At 30.8% G+C, this 18,919-nt stretch carries 17 protein-coding genes; 1 reads left to right on the top strand and 16 read right to left on the bottom strand.

Annotated features, from left to right (window positions below):
- Positions 1–62: 62 nt before the first annotated feature.
- The 16 genes from L3B96_RS12245 to L3B96_RS12170 form a co-directional block, all read right to left on the bottom strand.
- Positions 63–374 (bottom strand): hypothetical protein, encoded by a 312-nt coding sequence (locus L3B96_RS12245; protein ID WP_012060250.1) that lies wholly within the window; start codon positions 372–374, stop codon positions 63–65.
- An 83-nt stretch (positions 375–457) separates the two neighbouring features.
- Complete coding sequence (locus L3B96_RS12240) at positions 458–649, bottom strand: PspC domain-containing protein (protein WP_017209073.1); 192 nt, start codon at positions 647–649, stop codon at positions 458–460.
- A gap of 406 nt (positions 650–1,055) precedes the next feature.
- Entirely contained in the window at positions 1,056–2,771 is a 1,716-nt protein-coding gene (gene ilvD / locus L3B96_RS12235; protein ID WP_238861180.1) for a dihydroxy-acid dehydratase, read from the bottom strand.
- Positions 2,772–3,001: 230 nt separating this feature from the next.
- Positions 3,002–3,730 (bottom strand): FadR/GntR family transcriptional regulator, encoded by a 729-nt coding sequence (locus tag L3B96_RS12230; protein WP_238861317.1) that lies wholly within the window; start codon positions 3,728–3,730, stop codon positions 3,002–3,004.
- A 554-nt stretch (positions 3,731–4,284) separates the two neighbouring features.
- On the bottom strand, positions 4,285–5,688 hold the full coding sequence (locus L3B96_RS12225; protein ID WP_012060254.1) for an amino acid permease: 1,404 nt from the start codon (positions 5,686–5,688) through the stop codon (positions 4,285–4,287).
- A 412-nt stretch (positions 5,689–6,100) separates the two neighbouring features.
- The gene (locus tag L3B96_RS12220) at positions 6,101–6,580 is read right to left on the bottom strand and encodes a MarR family winged helix-turn-helix transcriptional regulator (protein ID WP_012060255.1); all 480 of its coding nucleotides are present in this window, start codon (positions 6,578–6,580) and stop codon (positions 6,101–6,103) included.
- Complete coding sequence (locus L3B96_RS12215; RefSeq protein ID WP_238861178.1) at positions 6,546–8,138, bottom strand: DHA2 family efflux MFS transporter permease subunit; 1,593 nt, start codon at positions 8,136–8,138, stop codon at positions 6,546–6,548. Before L3B96_RS12215 ends, L3B96_RS12220 begins: the two co-directional genes overlap by 35 nt.
- 12 nt (positions 8,139–8,150) lie before the next feature.
- Positions 8,151–8,804: an efflux RND transporter periplasmic adaptor subunit gene (locus tag L3B96_RS12210; RefSeq protein WP_017209079.1), complete on the bottom strand. Its 654-nt coding sequence runs from the start codon at positions 8,802–8,804 to the stop codon at positions 8,151–8,153.
- Positions 8,805–8,823: 19 nt separating this feature from the next.
- Complete coding sequence (locus L3B96_RS12205) at positions 8,824–9,807, bottom strand: efflux RND transporter periplasmic adaptor subunit (protein WP_012060258.1); 984 nt, start codon at positions 9,805–9,807, stop codon at positions 8,824–8,826.
- 267 nt (positions 9,808–10,074) lie between these two features.
- Positions 10,075–11,481, bottom strand: coding sequence for a HAMP domain-containing sensor histidine kinase (locus L3B96_RS12200; RefSeq protein ID WP_238861176.1), 1,407 nt, complete (start codon positions 11,479–11,481; stop codon positions 10,075–10,077).
- Positions 11,468–12,154 carry a response regulator transcription factor gene (locus tag L3B96_RS12195; protein ID WP_017209081.1) on the bottom strand — a complete coding sequence of 229 codons (687 nt, stop codon included), beginning with the start codon at positions 12,152–12,154 and terminating at the stop codon, positions 11,468–11,470. The genes L3B96_RS12200 and L3B96_RS12195 overlap by 14 nt, the downstream gene beginning before the upstream one ends.
- 146 nt (positions 12,155–12,300) lie before the next feature.
- A complete protein-coding gene (locus L3B96_RS12190; RefSeq protein ID WP_017209082.1) occupies positions 12,301–13,692 on the bottom strand; it encodes a L,D-transpeptidase family protein in 1,392 nt (463 codons plus the stop codon).
- Between the two features lie 118 nt (positions 13,693–13,810).
- Positions 13,811–15,544: an FAD-dependent oxidoreductase gene (locus tag L3B96_RS12185; protein WP_238861175.1), complete on the bottom strand. Its 1,734-nt coding sequence runs from the start codon at positions 15,542–15,544 to the stop codon at positions 13,811–13,813.
- Positions 15,545–15,676: 132 nt separating this feature from the next.
- A complete protein-coding gene (locus L3B96_RS12180; RefSeq protein WP_238861173.1) occupies positions 15,677–17,062 on the bottom strand; it encodes a L,D-transpeptidase/peptidoglycan binding protein in 1,386 nt (461 codons plus the stop codon).
- A gap of 200 nt (positions 17,063–17,262) precedes the next feature.
- Complete coding sequence (locus L3B96_RS12175) at positions 17,263–17,736, bottom strand: iron dependent repressor, metal binding and dimerization domain protein (RefSeq protein ID WP_238861171.1); 474 nt, start codon at positions 17,734–17,736, stop codon at positions 17,263–17,265.
- Between the two features lie 345 nt (positions 17,737–18,081).
- Positions 18,082–18,432 carry a helix-turn-helix domain-containing protein gene (locus L3B96_RS12170; protein WP_238861169.1) on the bottom strand — a complete coding sequence of 117 codons (351 nt, stop codon included), beginning with the start codon at positions 18,430–18,432 and terminating at the stop codon, positions 18,082–18,084.
- 182 nt (positions 18,433–18,614) lie between these two features.
- Here L3B96_RS12170 and L3B96_RS12165 point away from each other — a divergent pair, with 182 nt between their 5' ends.
- On the top strand, positions 18,615–18,887 hold the full coding sequence (locus L3B96_RS12165; RefSeq protein WP_238861167.1) for a pyridoxamine 5'-phosphate oxidase family protein: 273 nt from the start codon (positions 18,615–18,617) through the stop codon (positions 18,885–18,887).
- Positions 18,888–18,919 lie beyond the last annotated feature (32 nt).

Here is an 18,919-nt window from a genome sequence, read left to right as displayed (position 1 = left end):
TAAAATATCAATTTTTATATCTTGAAATTAGCTTTCCCTAGGTGGAAAATAAAAAACATTTATTATTTTAAATCATTAACTACTTTGTTTATCTTATCTGCCTTATCCAAAGCTTCTGTCCATAATTCCTTTGAAGGAATTATTTTTTCTACCGTTGTATACGCTTCTCTTATAATTGGTATATTAATAAGGTTTGTACTTTGAATAGACATCAATATAAACCAGCACACACCTATAAGAGCTGCTATTCTTATGATACCTGCTATTGCTTTAATTAATATATAAAGAGCAATAATAGCAACTATTATTAAAACTATAGTATTTGTTGTTAAATGTATTGGCGTATTTTTTATCAAGCTATTTACTTTATCCATTTGTTTCCTCCCAAGTTAGATAGTTAATATTATATTAAACTTGCTCACTAGTATACTTCCTTAAATTTTAATTTTTCTTATGCTTATAATAGCGGTTGCTTTGGTATAATTAATGCACAAATTATATATAAGAGTAATCCTGATCCCGCACAAACAATCAAAATTGCCCACCCAATTCTGACTAATGTTGAATCAAGTCCAAAGTATTCAGCTATCCCACCGCATACCCCTGCTAACTTTTTATCTGTTGCTGATAGATAGAGTCTTTTCTCCATAATAGATTTCCTCCTAAATTGCTATAACATATCATTTGAACATAGTTCTTTTTCAAAATTATATCACTTTAGAATTCTATTTACTATTATTGAGGTATATATTTTTTAGTGCTAATATACGTTCATACACATCATTACTAAAACATTATATTTGTATATTTAAAAATTCTATATAGGAATCTGATTATTTTTTCAGCTTTCTACCCCAAAAGGCATTACATCCTTGTCTTACATAATATATCTTTTAAATCTAGCGTAATAAAGGGAAAGAACAATTCACTAACACATGAACCATTCTTTCCCTTTTAATAATTTATAATAGGAATTATTAAATTATCACTTATTATGGAAATATTTTAATCTGTATACTACATAATAAACAGTTTATCTTTCCCTTGTTTTTAATCTATTTCATATATCCACCTTTCATTGGTGATACTGCATGTTCTGAAAAAATCTTTAGAATTCCAGATTCGTATTTTGATTTTCGTGGTTTCCAATTCTTTCTACGTTCTTCAAAAACTTTCTTCACTTCTTCTTTACTGCATTTTTTTCCCTTTATACCAACGATCTGTAATACTCTATTAGGAATACTAATTTCAATCAAATCATCTTCTTCAATTAATGCAATTGGTCCTCCTACTGCGGCCTCTGGTGATACGTGTCCAATTGCCGGTCCTTTAGAAGCTCCTGAGAATCTACCATCTGTTATTAACGCTATACTAGCAGATAATTCTTCATCCGAAGCAATTGCTTCTGTTGTATAGAACATTTCTGGCATTCCGCTACCTTTTGGTCCTTCATATCTTATAATAACCGCATCCCCTGGACGAATTATTTTTCTTAAGACTGCATCAATAGCTTCCTCTTCACTATCAAAAGGTTTTGCTTTTAGTATAGCCTCATGCATTTCTTTAGGAACTGCAGAATGTTTTACTACAGCACCTTCTGGCGCTATATTTCCCTTTAATATCGATACAGAACCATTAGTACCAATAGCATTATTGAATGGACGAATAACATCTTCTTTTTTTAGTCCTACTTTTTCAAGATACTCATTACACTTCTCATAATATCCGTTAGTTTTTAATTCTTCTAAGTTTTCACCTAAAGTCTTCCCCGTTACAGTCATAACATCCAAATGAAGCAAGTGCTTTAGCTCTTCCATTATTGCTGGTACACCACCTGCATAATAGAAATATTGCGCAGGCCATTTTCCAGCAGGACGTATGTTTAGTAAATAATGTGCATCTTTGTGTATTCTATCAAAAGTCTCTTCATCGATATACAATCCAAATTCATGAGCTATAGCAGGTAAATGCAACAGTGAGTTAGTAGACCCCGATATAGCTGCATGAACTAATATAGCATTTTCAAAGGATTTAATTGTAACAATATCTTTTGGACGAAGATTCATTTTAGCTAGTTCAACAGCTTGTCTTCCTGCTTTTAACGCTACTTCTTCTAAATCTTCACATGTTGCTGGCATCAATGAGCTACCTGGAAGCATTAATCCAAGTGCTTCTGCCATAACTTGCATTGTAGCTGCTGTTCCCATGAATGAACAAGCTCCGCAAGATGGGCATGCGTTTTCTTTATAAAAAGTTAATTTTTCTTCTGAAATTTCCCCTCTTTGGCACATTGCACTATAGGCACCTATTTGTTCTAGTGTCAATAAATCAGGACCTGCTTCCATTACTCCTCCAGTAACCATAATAGCTGGTATGTTTAGCCTTCCGATTGACATAAGATGTGATGGAACTGCTTTATCACAACTTGAAATAAATACGCCTCCATCGAATGGTGTTGCATTAGCATGGATTTCTATTAAAGACGTTAATGTATCTCTAGACGCTAAGGAGTAATTTATTCCATCATGCCCTTGTGACATTCCATCACAAATATCTGTTGCAAAGTATCTAGCACCTTTCCCACCTGATTGTGTAATTCCCTCAACTGCTCTGTTAGCAAATTTCAATAGATGAGCACTTCCTGGATGACTATCTCCAAATGTACTTTCTACTATAATTTGCGGCTTTGATAAATCTTCTGTTGTCCATCCCATTCCTCTTCGAAGTGGATCCATCTCTGGAGCAATTTTTCTTACTTCTTGACTAATCATACTATTTCTCTCCTTAATCTTTATTTGACACCGTTTAAATACATCTGATGTATTTATGATATCACATCTGATGTATTTGTCAATTTTTTTTGAATTCATTGTTTTAATTCTTATTTTTCTATAAAAAGCAATATAAAACATGCACATTCATCTGATGTATTTAAAATAGCAGCAAAAAAATACATCGCTCTCCAAAATAAGAGCAGACGTATTTCATAAAGTCAAAACAATTAATAATTTCTTTCATTGTCTATAATACTTGCGATATTCCTTCGATTATATACTAAGTGTAAGAGCATCGCATCATGGGCTCCATTAGCATTATGTTCCTTAATTGAATTTAAAATTTCCCTATGCGTCTCTATTGTTTCATTACGTAATTTTCTATTTGTAATATCTATAAATATAGTAATAGATCTGTTAATTATTGGAATCAAATTAACAATAACCAAATTCTTACTACTCTTAGCTATTGCAGTATGAAATTCTATATCTTTCTCTAAATACGGTTCATTTTTCAAGATAAGGCTCTCTATTTCGTCACACAGGCCAGACATTTGTTCGATTTCTTCATCAGTAGCTTTTGTAGCAGCTATAGATGCTATTGATGGTTCTATCATAAATCTTACTTCCAATAAATCAAGCGCTAATTTATATTTATCTTTTACGAACGTTAATCCTAGGGGATCATCAGCAATTCCACATTTATCAGAAATAAAAGTTCCAGCTCCACGTCTAATTTCTAAAACATTCCGTGAAACCAAAGCCTTTATAGCTTCTCTTATAGTGCTTCTTCCTACATTAAGGCTACTTGCAAGATCATATTCATTAGGTAACTTATCTCCAGATTTCCAATCATTATCTATAATCAATCGAACAATTCTTTCTGAAGTTTGCTCTCCTAGTGATTTTGTTGAACTATTTGTATCATTAAAACTCAATTCTCTAATATCTGACATATTTCCTCCAAATGCTACTATCTTGCAGCTTAAAAGTTCTTTCAAAAGTATTTTCTAACCCTGCCAACTTAACCCGCTTTATTATTTTAAAAAATAAGTTTTATCCCCCAAGTTATACACCCGCTGTTAAGCATGATAAATAATATGGAGGACAATTAAAATGTTAGCATTCACTTATTATAATACTTAAAAATACAGCAATTTAAAAGACCTTTTAAATATATTTTTAATGCACCAATTTTCCTCTTTAAAATCCTGTACACTTTCCATAATTATTTATAAATTATTTAAATTCTCTATTTACTATAATCTACACTGCTTTAGTATTAAAACTTTTCAAAGATTCTGATTAATTATTATTCATTTATAAAAGCTAGCTACGCCGCCCTCCACTTCCGTTTATTTTTATAATCTCATAATCCCCAATGTATACACAATTATATCACTAAAGACTTATATAATAAGCTATTTAGCATTTAATAAATTCATAGTTTTTTGTACAATAAAAACAGCCCTAAGTTATAATACTTAGAGCCAAATATTTTATTGTATAATTAATTATTGTTCTTTCGTGCAAAATACGGCATTATAAATCCTAGCCCAAGTAATACAAAAGGAGTTATAATATTAAGAACTAATTGAAATTTATCAGCTGTATACATACCACTAATACATGCAAAAGCAGTAAATGCAAAACACCATGCTCCAATTATAATACCAACAGTTCTGTTTTTTACAAATTGATATTCTGGCTTGAATTTTTCTCCTGCTTTTTTCAATGCAATATAAGCAGCAAATACCCATAAATAACGAAGTGGCATACACACGGCATTTAATTTTACTAGCCATTTCACTAGCTCGTCTACGTTCCCAATACCAAAGGCTGGAACTATTATTAAAATTGAAACAATTATTAAAATTAATTTATGACCATTTTTATATGTGCCATATTTATTTTTTACAAACATTTTTTCAGGAATAAAATTCTTATCCGCACTATCAAGTAACATACGTAAAGGTGCATCAATAGATATAATTAATACCGCAAACTGTCCAATCATGTTAGTAATAGCATAAACGACAACAAATAAATTACCTAGATGATAATATTCCCCTAACTTCTGGAAGGCATAGTATGCTCCATTTGTCATTAAGTCTTTAGGAACATTATTTGAATCAAACATCATTCCAAGAGAAATTGTTCCTAAAATTGCACATACAGCTACCATAACAGCTAATGCAATCATACCCTTTGAGAATCCCTTTTCAGGATCATCCATTTCGTTTACATACGGCGAAATCTTTTCACAACCGCCAACTGCAAAAATTAATATAGATAGACCTGTAAAAAACTTCATATCAAATGCGGGCATAAACGTTTTTATAGACCAATCGATAGAATTTAAATGCGCATTAGTAATAGCAGGTGCAGCTACCATTAAAACAATAAACAAAATTGACATTACAAACATCGATGTTCCTGCAAGTGTAGCTAATTTTTTTAACGGATTTAATCCTTTAGAAGCTATATAAAGTCCAACTAAAAAAATTACTAAACATGTTATTTGTAGTAACTTTGTATCCATACTACTAATTCTTTTATCTTGAAATATAGCCCAACTTGTTGCTATCATAAAGTTTGATGGTTTTTGTGAAATATAAGGCATATGAACAATCCAATAAGTCCATCCTGCATAATAGGCAACTCTAGGACTTATTGTTTCATTTATCCATGAACTGACACCACCACCAAATTCTTTAAACGCTGATCCTAACTCTCCTACCATTAGTGCGTATGGTACAAAATAAATAGCAAAAATCAGGATCCAAGATACTACTGACTTAAGTCCATTATATTCAGAGAAACCATTGATAACGTTACCAAAACCCCAAACTGTTGAAAAAGCCATAAATGCTAAGGTATACCAAACAATTTTTTTGTTGTTTTTTTCAGACATAAACTTTTCTCTCCCACTTATATTATTTTAATTTTTATATTAAAATAATATAATATACTTTTACCTTTGTATACATCTTCGACAAAATTAGCCTTCATTTAATTATATTACTAACTCAATTAAAATATACAAATAATTTCACTTTAACTTTATTAAATTAGCACATATATTACTTCTTTTTTTTAATAAAAATAACAAGATTTCGGCTACTACATTGAACGTCATATTTCCCATTTATCACCTAGCCAATTACAGTTCACCTGGACATTAAACTTAAAAAGATTCCGATCCAAATAAAAGAATTATAAAATCAGTCTTACTTTGGCCTTTTATAAATTTCTTAAAGAAAAACACTTCACTCATAAAAACTATCCTAAAATAATTGTATATGAATAAAGCGCTTTACAATTTTCTAATTATTATTCAGTAATATACTGAATTGTTTTAATCCATAAATTATTTTTTCTACTTCTTCTGGATCTGTATTTTTTATAGAATTTAGTATAAGATTTGATATAAACTCTTTTTTCATTTTGCAAATATCATTGTTTTTCCTAAATTCCGCTGAAATTGACAATCTTACAATTCTACGATTTTCCTTTGGTATTTCTCTTGTAACAACGCCCTGTTTTGCAAGACGATCAACTATTCCTGAAACTGTACTTTTAGTTAATCCTATCTGATCACTTAATTCATTTAGAGTTATCGATGGCATCATATATAAATGAAATATAACATTTAATTGAGGTGCTGTAAATCCGCAATCTTTTGCAATTTTTTCAAACTTACAGCTTAATTCTTTTCTAATATTCCTAAATACACCAATAATCTCATCCGCTTGTTTTTGATGTAATTCATTATTCGGCGATGAGGGCCCCTCCTGTAGATTCATTTTTTTCACCTTCTTTATTTTCTTTTTTAGGCTCTTTCTTTCCACCCATAAATAAAGCTAAGAATATAGTCACGAATACTATAACAACAGTTACTACAACTGAATATGACATAGCATCTACATACGCTTGACCTTGAATTATTTTCACTATATAAGATACTGCAGAAGCTCTAGCAGTATTTGCATCCATTCCCATTCCCATAAATGCTTTAGTTAATGTACTTATTGTGCTATTAGAAGTTGGATTATATACATTAATTTGTTCAGATAACTTTGCATAATTATAATCATTTCTTCCTTGTATAAGAGTAGACATTAAAGTAACGCTAACTGAACCAGCCACCTGTCTTAAGGTATTTGAAAGAGCTGATGCTCTACTAATTAAATGTGCTGGAACAACGTTCATCCCGGTAGTACTAATCGGCATCATACTCAATCCTATTCCAATGGACCTTATACAATTAACAAGTATGATATAGTCTTTACTCGAATTCATGTTTATAGCTGTTGCAAGTTCATATGAAGCGCCTGCAAGTATTATAAGTCCAGGTATAACCAGTGCTTTTACGCCAACTTTATTTAATAAATTACCGCTAAGAGGCATCATAATTCCCATTACCAGAGCTCCCGGCAACATTATTAATCCGGCTTCCATAGGTGTATATCCTCTTATATTCTGTAAAAATAATGGTAATACGTAAACACCGCCCATCATAGCTAGAGTTAATACACTAGTTATAATTTGGCTAATTGTAAAATCAAATAATTTAAAAACTCTTAAATCTAATAATGGATCTGGATGAGTTAATTCATTTACTATAAATAATACAAGACTTAAACATCCAAGGGTCATCAAAATTGGATTTTCAAGTTTTGACCAATCAATTGATGAGCCTTCACCTAGAACATATAGTATACTTACTAGCCCTACAGTGGAAGATAAGAATCCAATTATATCAAAGGATTTAAAAGGTTTCCTTTCTGTCCCCTTTAATAAAATTAAGGCCAATATTACTCCTACTATCCCTACTGGGACATTAACATTGAAAATAAGTCTCCAGTCCATCTTCTCAATAATATATCCACCCAAAGTAGGTCCTATTGCAGGTGCTGCCATCGCAGCTATTCCCCAAAATCCAAGTGCTAATCCAATCTTTTCTCGAGGAAATATTTGATATATTATTGACATTCCTACTGGCATTATCATTCCTCCTCCAATGGCTTGGAGGACACGAAATGCTATCATACTTGTATTGCTCCAAGAAAGACCACATAACATAGATCCAACTGTAAACATCGCTAAAGCAAATACATATATTCTTTTAGCTCCTAAAATTTCTTGTAAATATCCAGTAAGTGGTATAATGGCACCAAGCGCCAATGTATAAGCTGTTAACACCCACTTTATATCATCTAAAGATACTCCAAAAACAGCCATCATTTTAGGAAGAGCAATATTTACTATACTACTATCAAGTATAGACATGAAAGTACCTATAATAACTACAGCTAACGCTAACCAACTACTTGCTAATGATTCGTTATTATTCTCTCCCATTATATCACCTCATCATTTAATATGAATCTTAATAACTGCATTAGTTCCTGGAAGAATCTTATCATCAAAATTATCAAGTTCAATTTTTATTGGTACTCTTTGAACTACTTTAGTAAAGGTTCCGCTTGTTGATGATGGTAATAGTGATATAGCAGAATTAGATATTTCACCTATTGTTTTTACTTTTCCACTAAATTTTTGTGAATCATATTCATCAATAGTAATATCAACTGGTTGTCCAACTTTTACTTTTTCAAGTTTTGTTTCTTCTATGTTAGCAGAAATATAAAGCTTAGTTGGATCTACTAACGTAATTAAAGTTTGACCTGTTGATAAAAGTTCTCCAACAGTTCCCTGCTTCTTTACTATAATTCCATCAATAGGTGCTCTTACTAAAGATTGTTCTACACTTGTGTCTGGAAGATTATTCATTTCTTGACGCGCTAGTATTTCATTTTTTGTTACTTTATCTCCTTCATCAACATTAAGTTCTAGTAGTTTACCAGAAATTTGTGGAGTTACACTAACAAAATCTGCATTAACTCTTGCATCTTCAGTTGAAACATAGTATGCATTTTCATACCAATAGTAGAATCCTATACTACCTAATGCTACCACAATTACCAACAATATTCCAATAATTAATATTTTACGCTTTCCTTTCATATTCAAGTCACCTCTTCCCTTATTCCTTTAATCCAATTTCAGCAAACATGCCAGGCTTTAATTGTGAATTTGGGTCTGCTAAACTAACTTTAACCAAAATATTTCTACTTTGCGAATTTAGTTTTGAATTTATTACAGTTATCTTTCCGTCAAATTCAACATTATCTACTTCTGATACTTTAACTACCACATCTTGTCCTTCTTGAAGCTGACCTGCAATATCTAAAGGTGCATATGCATTTACCACTAAAGCATCCGGATTAGATATTGAAACAAGAGTTGCACCTGGAGATGCCATCTCACCTACATTAATACTTTTAGCATTTACTACACCCGAAATCGGCGCTGTAAGAGTTCCATTATTTAATGTTGTTTGTGCAGTTTTTAAAGCAGCTTCTGCTTGTGCCACTTGAGCTTTATAAACATCTATACTTGTTTGTGTTGCTCCATTATTAAGCATGTTCAATTGCTCTTGTGCAGATTTCTGTTGTGACTCTGCAGTTGTAAGCTGTTGATGTGCAGCTTCAAGTTGCTGCTGAGTATTTGCTCCCGCATCAACTAAAGCTTTAGTACGATCATAGTTTTTCTTAGCAACATCATAAGCTTCATTTGCACTATCTAAAGTTGCTTGAGCTTGAGATATTTGTTCTGGACGTGTAGAATTCATAGCGTTAGTTAACGTCGCATTTGCAGTATCAACCGCTGCCTGTGCTTGATTCACTTGTGCTTGCAAGTCTTGAGTATCTAACTTAACTATAGTATCCCCTGCATTTACTTTTGACCCAACATCAACTAGTACTTCTGAAACTCTTGCTGAAATTTTTGAGGCTATATTTGCTTGATCATTTGCTTCTATTTTTCCAGCCATTATGTATTTATTTTTAGCTTGCTCTGCAGTAGTTTCAGCAGTTTTTGAATTATTGCTTGTATTTCCGTTATTAGTCGAACCGCAACCACTTAACATTAGTGCTACAACTAAACAAACTAACATAGTCTTTTTCATATTAACCCTCCATGTACGAATTATTTTTATGCATATTGTTCGCATACTAACAGTATGTATTATACAGCAGATTGTCCTTGTTATCAAGAATATTATTCCATGAATTTATACATTTTTTTCGAAATCGTATACACCTTTTGCAAAAATCCCTTGATCTTTTTCATGTATTTTAAATATAAATATATTTTATATCAAAAAAGTCATGCATATATATTTTGCATGACTTTAATATTCTCTTATATTTGGGATAAATTTATATTCAATAATCTATTCAGGTATTTCCAAATAGAAAGTCACCCCTTCTTCCACATTTTTCACTTTAGTAATTCCACCATGAAGTTGTGCAATCAATCTCACTAATGACAGGCCTATACCATGACCTCCATACTTTCTAGCTCTCGACCTGTCCACTTTATAGCATACATCCCAAAGCTTATCCATTTCTTCCTCACATATGTTATCACCAGTATTGAAAACACCTATCTTTATTTTATTTTCTTCTTTCTTGCCTATTATATTAATAATTTTTCTGCCTTTCACATGATCGATGGCATTCGTAATGAAATTATTTATAGCCTTCTCAAGCAAGTCTCTATCAGCATGTATTTCACAGTCTTTCACACAATCTAAAGTGAAAGTAATATTTCTCCCACCAACTACTGGTTTAAATCGTTCTACAATTTTGCATAAAAATTTGTTAATATCAAATGATACAACATTTAGTTTAATCATTCCACCTTCCATCATAGAATAATGTAAAAGTTCTTTAACCAAGCTATCCATTCTATCGCATTCTTCAACTAATATCGAACAATATTTATCCATTGTTTCCCTATCATTGGCCACTCCAAATTTGAGCCCTTCCGCATACCCTTTAATTATCCCAATTGGTGTCTTTAATTCGTGAGACATATTCCTTACAAGTTCTTTCTTACGCTCCACATCTTGTTTAAGTTCATCTATACTTTTGTTAAGCTTGTCAGAAATCTTATTTATACTATTTCCTAGCCTTCCTATTTCATCCTTCGAATCTATATCAACAACCTTGTCAAATTTAAGATTAGATATATTTTCAGCAATTTTACTCATTTCTATAATTGGCTTTGTTATTTTATTAGAGAAAATAATAATAAATATAGCACCAATAAACATTACTATAAGTCCTGCCAATATATAAAATTGATTTGCAATTACTACGCTCTCATGAATACTCTTAAAAGACTTCTTTAGAATAATAAAATCTCCATTCTCAATTTGTGAAACAAATACTAATTTTGTCCTTTGATCATTATTTTTCTCATCAATATAGTAAACATACTTTTTCGAAAGTCTTTTTTCATTCTCTACAATAGTTTGTTTAATCTCCTTAGATAGACGTTTTTCTTCATCATTTGATTTAGGATGAATAGAATTGTATTTTATATCATAATTATTATCAACAATTATTGTATTAATGTTATCAACACTTTGTATTGTGTCTACATATTGATAATTGTCTTTTTCTCCTTCCGTATATTCATCCTTAATTTTCTGACTTACTGACACTAAGACTCCTTTATTTTTATAAATATAATATGATTCTAGGAAGACTGAATTTAAAATTATCCCACCTAAAACTAATGAAATCATAAGAACCATAAATATATAAAATAATTTTGTCTTAATTGTTTTCATATTTTTCTACCTCAAACATGTATCCACTTCCTCTTATAGTTTTTATCCAATCTCCTTGTTCCGAAAGTTTAGCCCTTAAAGTTTTTATATGCGTATCTATAGTTCTTATATCACCATCAAAATTATATCCCCATACTTTATCCAATATCTGCTCTCTGCTTAGAACTGTATTAACATTTCCAACTAAATACAGTAAAAGATTATATTCTTTTGGATTTAATTTGATTTCTTCATCATCAATCACTACTTTATGAGTTCTTTGATATATCCTTAAGTTTCCTACAGCTATTTCGTCTGAGAATTTCTTCTTTACTTTCTTTACGATGTTATTCAAGCGTGCAACAAATATTTCATAACTAAACGGTTTTCCAATGTAATCATCCGCACCTTTTTTAAGCCCTAACACTTCATGTTTTTCATCTCCTAATGCTGTCAGCATAATTATTGGCACTTCAGACTTTTCTCTTATCTCTTTAAGAACCTCCCACCCATCGTACACTGGCATCATTACATCTAATATGACCAAATCAATATCATTATTATTAAAAAACATATTAATAGCTTCTTCCCCATCACACGCTTCTATAGGCATGTACCCTTCTTTTCTTACTATATCACATACTAAATCACGAAATATATTGTCATCTTCAGCTATAAGAATTTTTATATCCATAATATACACCTTCTCTAATGTTAAAATTAAAAGCAGGTTCAAGATTTTTAATCTATAAACCTGCTTTTATATTAGCATAACTTTACTTATTTATACTATTTCAATAGTATTACAATTTTATTAACAAATATAAATTAAATAGTACATTATTCAGTATATACTATAATTGGAGTTCCCGGCTCAATATTTTCAAATATTGTTTTTGCTAAATTATAAGGTGAATTTACGCATCCATGTGAACCGCTTGTTAAATATATCTGCTTACCAAACACTCCATTTCTCCAACTAGCATCATGAATACCTACATTTCCATTAAAAGGCATCCAATAATCAACTGGTGAACTATAATCTTCACCCTTTAATGTTGCATTTTTCTCTTTGTAATTTAGAACATATGTCCCTACTGGTGTACCTGTATTATTACTTACATTTCCTGTAACAACATCATCATCAACAACTAGAGCTCCATTTTTATAAAACCATACATGCTGCTTAGTAAGATTGACTTCTACATAAGTATTCCCTATATCGTTAGTTCCTTTTACAAATGCATTTTGTGCATATTTTGGTTCCTTTGTTACATCTTGTCCATTCCTTATAATTTCTATTAAATCTTTTACTTCTTTAGAGTTATCAACAATCCATCCATAATTACCGCCACTCACTTGTACTGTTTTTTTTGTTGCTGTAACAAAATCTCTTGTGCTACCAAAAGTATTATAAATGCTAGATATTTTATATACATAATTCCGAACTTTATCTTCATTGATTGTAACTTGCATATTGTCATCTACTCCAAGCCAGTTATGTATAGTAGATCCATCCAAAACTTCTTTTTTGCCATTTGAATCATACGTAATTTTTAATCCTATGTATTTATTAAGTGTATCTCTTGCTGCAGTTACTTCATCTGACTTTGAAGTGTATTTAGGATTTTCATAACAATTGCTTGAATCTAAATCTATTGATGTTTTCCCATCAAGGATCGCATTAGCTACATTATCATGTAAAGCATCTTTATTTATCTTATTTCCTAAAACTTCATCTACTATCTCGTATTCTCCATCTTTATAATTTAAGCTAGCATTTTGTGGTTGGGTTATCTTCTTGTTACTAACACAAGAAAGCTTATTTAGTGTTTGGTTTAGTTGTTCTTCATCATACATAATTATCTGGGATGCTTCAGAATTATTTTTCTTAAAAAATGTACTAGGCCAAGCAAATGAACTTTGATTCTTCTTTAATTCTTTGATTTTATCAGAATTATATTTTAATCCAATATCACTAGCTTTAATTTGTTCTTTTACATCTCCTCTTTCGTCTAATTCCAATGCATATGATTGCATTTGGGCAGCTAGCTTTTCTTCTGCTCCCTCAACGGTCTGCCCGCCAACATTAACCCCATCAATTACGGTTCCAAAGTGAAAATGATTAATAGAATATAATGACATACCTAAATATATAGCACCCAAAGTACAGAGAGAAATTATAACCCCTGGCATAACCTTGTTACTACTTTTATTTCTTCTTTTTCTCATTATATCTACTCCCTTCGCTACTATTATACTAAAAAATCTAAATTATTAATATATAATTTTTCACCAAAAAAAGCCACCATAAATAGAAAATGCATTTCTATTTAAAGGTAGCTCACTCTCACATACTTTTACAGTACTCTGCTAATTTATTTGCAGCTTTCATTGCAGTACTTACAGAACCTTCTATCCATCCATGCGTCAAAGAAACATGTTCTCCTGCAAAATATACTCTATTATTATATTCTGGTTTTACCATCGCATTAGAAAAAAGTTTTTGCTGCTGAGGCATAAAGTAGCAAAATGCTCCATAAAATCCTTTTTCTCTATCCCAGTCAACAGTTTTATGATCTTCAACTATATAATCAAGATATCCTCGTGGAAGACCCTGGACATCCTCAACTTGCCTTTTAATCAATTCAAATCGTGCATTATCATCTAAGCTTCCTACGCGTATTCCGTCTAACCCTAAATTATATGATGCTATCAGAACTCCTTGATTATCCTTAGCACTTCTTTTTCTTCCAACAGAAACATTCATCTTATTTTTTGTTACTCCACCATAACTAGTACTAATACTATGACTAGGATACCATATGGTTTGAATTGGCAAATCAGTATTAGATCCTCCGCCAACTATCTTCTCATTATCATTTCCTTTTTCCCAAAAACGTTCATTACACATAAAAAGAGTTTTTTGAGATGATGTATAAAAAACTTCTCTTATTGACTGCATTTTTTCATTGCTAAACATAGGAAATACATTCACATCTCTAAGGCTTGAAAAAGGTATTGCACAAACAACGAAATCGAAAGTTTGACTATAAAGCTTAGATAACTTCTCATCCGCATATTCTAACACTACTTTATCCTCTATATCATTAATTTTATATATGCTTTTTACTGTCTTTCCACTTTCCCAAGATACTTTTCCCAATTCTTCATCTCTAATATTATTATATTCTTTTGGTTTTTTAGACATTAACGAATCATAAAAAGCTAGTGGTAGATTTACTGCTCCACCAACAATTTCGTACCTATATGCATAATCTACAGTATATTCCTCAATTAAATTTTCAGAATAACTATTATAATAAAATGAACCTAGAAAAGGTGCAACTCCAGAAATTAGCTCTATTGCTCCTTCACTTACACCCATCTTTTCAAGTACTTCCCTTATTCCAAGACTACCAACATATTTAATTATATCTGAATAATTTTCTTTTACCTCTAATAATTCCTTTCTTATGGAGGGGGGTATTTTTAATAAATTACTTGACAATGCATCTCCAATTATTTTCTGCCATGGAGTATTTCGTTCCCTCTCAGTCAAGTTAAATTCCGGGTATATATTTTCCATTACACTTTTTCCCTGAGGATCATTCCTCGCACGTTTATGTCTTATATAAAATAATGCATTTTTATTATTTTGAATAAATGGCCTTGTTTTTATACCAAAAGTATTAATATAATGCCATGTTGTTTCATGACCTACTGGTGTACGCATAGCACCAAGTTCACCATAAAGTCTTTTCTCCTCATCAAAATAATAGGTATAGACTCGTCCTCCAATCCGCTTCTCTTCTGTTTCAAAAATAGTAATATCAAAACCTAGTTTTCTAAGTTCAAAGGCTGAGGCTAAACCTGCAATACCTCCTCCTATTATCCCAACCTTAATGCCTGAGCAACTTCCAGGAGGTAAAATTGTTGTAATATCTTGTGGTGGACTTAATAATTCAACTATATTATTAAAATCTTCAATACGATTCGCTTCCTCTAAAGTCATCCTTAACATTTCATGCCTTTCTTCATCAGTTGGATTATCTGGTTGAATAAAATTTGTTTCTCTAGGCAAATAAAGCCACTCCTTTAAACAAAATCACTATAGTTAAATATATTATTCTAGCAGCTGCAAAAGACCAGCTAAAAGCTAGTCTCATTTTTAATCTTAGTTTATTAAGTTCTAAATTGATAATTTCATAGAAATTTAATAATAACAAACCACAGGCGTTCCCTCATTAATATTATTAAATATAGTATTAGCTAGATAATATGGAGAATTTACGCATCCATGAGAACCATTTGTCAAATAAATTCTTCCTCCAAATACTGATCTCCAACTTGCATCATGAATGCCTATTCCTCCATTAAAGGGCATCCAAAAATTAACTGGACTGCTATATCCCTGACCTTTTAAAGTAGCATCTCTTTGCTTGTATTTTAATGAATATACCCCAGTAGGTGTTGACGTATTATTGCTTACATTTCCTGTAACCACATCTCCCTCTACTATTAAAGAACCATTCTTATAAAACCATACGTGCTGCTTGCTCATATTTACTTCTACATAAGTATTACCAATGTCATTACTCCCAGGAGACATTGCTGATTGTGTATATTTAGGCTCTTTTGTTACAGATTGTCCTTCTTTTATGCTTGAAATTAATTCTTTTTCCTCATCATTATTATTAATTAACCAACCGTAATCTCCTCCGCTAACTTGCACAGTGGCACCTAGCGATGTAACAAAATTTCTTGTCTTACCAACTGTATTGTAATTATTCAATATGCTGTTTAGATATTCTTTGATTTTTGGTTCATCAAGTGTAATTTCTAAACTATTATTTACGTTAATCCATTTGTTTATTATAGATCCATCTATTACTTCGGTCTTATCACCAAAATTATATGTTATTTTAGAGGATACATATTTATTAAGGGTATCTTTAGTATTAATAACCTCCTGAGATTTTGAAGTATATTGAGGCTTTTCATAACAATCCTCCGAATCCAAATCTAATGTTGTTTTCCCATTAAGAATTGCATTCACAATACTATCATGTAGCGCCATCTTATCAATTTTATTACCATATACCTCATCAGTAATTTTATATCCATCATCTGTATATTCAAAACTAGGGTTTTGTGGTTCATTTACGTTATTACTATTAAAACATGAAAGATTATCAATGCTTTTTTTTAGTAACTCATCATCATAAGTAACTACATTTGTTATCGTAGAATCATTGGTTCCCAATAATGACATAAGCCAATTAAATGGATTTTGCTTATCTTTTAGTTCCTGAACTTTTCCATCTGGATTATACTTAAGATTTATCTCAGTTCCTTTAACTTGTTCTTCATTATTTCCTCTTTCCTTTAATTTCAAAGTATAATTTGTTATTTCGTTTGGCATTTCTTCATCTACTTCTTGTACAGTCTTACCCGAAACATTAACACAATTAACCGTAGAACCGAAATAAAAGTGGTTCATAAAATAGATTGCCAGCCCCAAATATATGGCAAGTAAAGTAAAACATGAAACTATAATGCCTATTAAAAGTTTTTTGTGTTTATTTTTCTGCATTTCCATAATAACGTCTCACCCCGTTATCATTATACAAATGTATAGAATAAATAATGTATGCTTTATTTACCCATTTATTTTTAAACAATATCATTCTTTTACAAAACATCCCATATTATCTTACTAGGTAATTCCTAATACTCAATATACATAAATTTATTTACAAATTATCTCATACTTTATGAGACATCAAAAAATTATATTTACTATTCTTTATTTCTCTTTTTAAAATTCCTATACCTTTCTAACACATCTATGTTCTCGGCAAAGAACATATTTAGCATATCTATATTATTAATAGTTTCGCTGCTAATAATATGCTCAATCAATTCTGTTTCCTCTAAAATATCCCGTTCACACTCTAAATATTCCAAAAACTTCTTTACAATATTATGTCTTTCGAGCAAATACTTACCTATATTTATTCCTTCCTCAGTGAGAATTATTACTCCATACCTTTCATATTTTATAAGAGATAATTCTCCAAACTTTTTCATCATTCTAGATGCTGATGAATCGCGAACATTCAGCATTTGTGCTATTTTGTTTAGCCTAACTACTTTTTCTTCCATGCTGCATCTATAGATCATTTCTAAATAATCTTCCATTGAAGGAGTAAGCAATTTTCTTGTCAAATTTATATTTTCATATCCTCTTGCAGTATGAAAATTCTTTTCCATATTTCTCACCATCCAATTTTACTATATTTGGGGGATTTATATATTACCAACAGTTATGTTCAAATTATCCTACATATGTTAGCATAGAAAAAGTTTTTCTCTAAACTTAAACTTACTAATAATATACAAAAAGGCAAGTTAATATGAATATTAATTTTGTTACTATTTAATTAGACTTATAGTTTTAGTGTTTTAGATTGACATTGATGTCAATAAAATCACAACATTTAATACGATCTAAATATTTTAAGACACATCTTTCAGGCTATATAGCTAACCTCAAAAAAATTAGGAATGTTATAATTTAAAATATTAAATTATAACATTCCTAATATATAACTATATTTAAGTTTCTGAAACTTCAGCTGATTTTATATGATCGATATATTTTTCTCCCCAAATAGATATGCTATCCAACACCAATTTAAATTCTTTTCCTATCTCAGTTAATGAATACTCAACTTTTGGCGGTACCTGGGGAAAAATCTTACGATTTACCAACCCATACTCCTCTAAACTACGAAGCTGTTTTGTTAATGTAGCTTGCTTTAATTCAGGTAATAATTTTTGTAATTCTCCAAAACGAAGTGTTTTTGTACTTAAATTATGTAAAATTACTATTGCCCATTTACCTGCAATAATTTTTTGTGCTGTTACAAACGGACATTTGCCAAATAAATTATATTCTTCCTCCATCATGTACTCCCCTTAGTATATTTATGATACTATGTATTTAAAATAATCCTACTTGAAAAAATTACGGTAATAACCTATATTATGTACAAAGAGATTATAACATATTAAAATTTAAGGAGCAATTAAGATGAATGAAGTATTAGAATTTTTTACTTAACAACCCTACCTTCTATATTGCAACTATGGATGGTGATCAACCAAGAGTACGACCTTTTGGTGCAGTAATGAAATATAATGACAAATTATATTTTGCAACAAATAACACTAAATCTGTTTTTGAACAGTTAGTTGCAAATCCTAAGGTTGAAATATCCACGACTTCTCCTAAAGGTGAATGGATTCGTTTAACTGGAAAAGCAGTTTTTGATTCCAGTACAGAAGTAAAATCAGCTATGTTAGAATCAGTTCCATCCTTGAGAGTCTGTCAAGACTTTCGTGTAAACTTCAAAAAGTAATATGTTTATTTTATAAGGTTGGAGGTAGAATA

It is taken from the genome of Clostridium sp. YIM B02569 (assembly GCF_022320765.1).
GTDB classification, from domain to species: domain Bacteria; phylum Bacillota; class Clostridia; order Clostridiales; family Clostridiaceae; genus Clostridium; species Clostridium beijerinckii.
The sequence above is the reverse complement of the archived record's forward strand: the minus strand, read 5'-3'. Positions and strand labels throughout refer to the sequence as shown.

What these genes read in the sequence shown, in the direction of transcription:
- L3B96_RS12245 (WP_012060250.1), bottom strand. Translation starts at nt 374, where the DNA reads ATGGATAAAGTAAATAGCTTGATAAAAAATACGCCAATACATTTAACA.
- L3B96_RS12240 (WP_017209073.1), bottom strand. Translation starts at nt 649, where the DNA reads ATGGAGAAAAGACTCTATCTATCAGCAACAGATAAAAAGTTAGCAGGG.
- ilvD (WP_238861180.1), bottom strand. Translation starts at nt 2,771, where the DNA reads ATGATTAGTCAAGAAGTAAGAAAAATTGCTCCAGAGATGGATCCACTT.
- L3B96_RS12230 (WP_238861317.1), bottom strand. Translation starts at nt 3,730, where the DNA reads ATGTCAGATATTAGAGAATTGAGTTTTAATGATACAAATAGTTCAACA.
- L3B96_RS12225 (WP_012060254.1), bottom strand. Translation starts at nt 5,688, where the DNA reads ATGTCTGAAAAAAACAACAAAAAAATTGTTTGGTATACCTTAGCATTT.
- L3B96_RS12220 (WP_012060255.1), bottom strand. Translation starts at nt 6,580, where the DNA reads ATGAATCTACAGGAGGGGCCCTCATCGCCGAATAATGAATTACATCAA.
- L3B96_RS12215 (WP_238861178.1), bottom strand. Translation starts at nt 8,138, where the DNA reads ATGGGAGAGAATAATAACGAATCATTAGCAAGTAGTTGGTTAGCGTTA.
- L3B96_RS12210 (WP_017209079.1), bottom strand. Translation starts at nt 8,804, where the DNA reads ATGAAAGGAAAGCGTAAAATATTAATTATTGGAATATTGTTGGTAATT.
- L3B96_RS12205 (WP_012060258.1), bottom strand. Translation starts at nt 9,807, where the DNA reads ATGAAAAAGACTATGTTAGTTTGTTTAGTTGTAGCACTAATGTTAAGT.
- L3B96_RS12200 (WP_238861176.1), bottom strand. Translation starts at nt 11,481, where the DNA reads ATGAAAACAATTAAGACAAAATTATTTTATATATTTATGGTTCTTATG.
- L3B96_RS12195 (WP_017209081.1), bottom strand. Translation starts at nt 12,154, where the DNA reads ATGGATATAAAAATTCTTATAGCTGAAGATGACAATATATTTCGTGAT.
- L3B96_RS12190 (WP_017209082.1), bottom strand. Translation starts at nt 13,692, where the DNA reads ATGAGAAAAAGAAGAAATAAAAGTAGTAACAAGGTTATGCCAGGGGTT.
- L3B96_RS12180 (WP_238861173.1), bottom strand. Translation starts at nt 17,062, where the DNA reads ATGGAAATGCAGAAAAATAAACACAAAAAACTTTTAATAGGCATTATA.
- L3B96_RS12175 (WP_238861171.1), bottom strand. Translation starts at nt 17,736, where the DNA reads ATGGAAAAGAATTTTCATACTGCAAGAGGATATGAAAATATAAATTTG.
- L3B96_RS12170 (WP_238861169.1), bottom strand. Translation starts at nt 18,432, where the DNA reads ATGGAGGAAGAATATAATTTATTTGGCAAATGTCCGTTTGTAACAGCA.
- L3B96_RS12165 (WP_238861167.1), top strand. Translation starts at nt 18,615, where the DNA reads ATGGATGGTGATCAACCAAGAGTACGACCTTTTGGTGCAGTAATGAAA.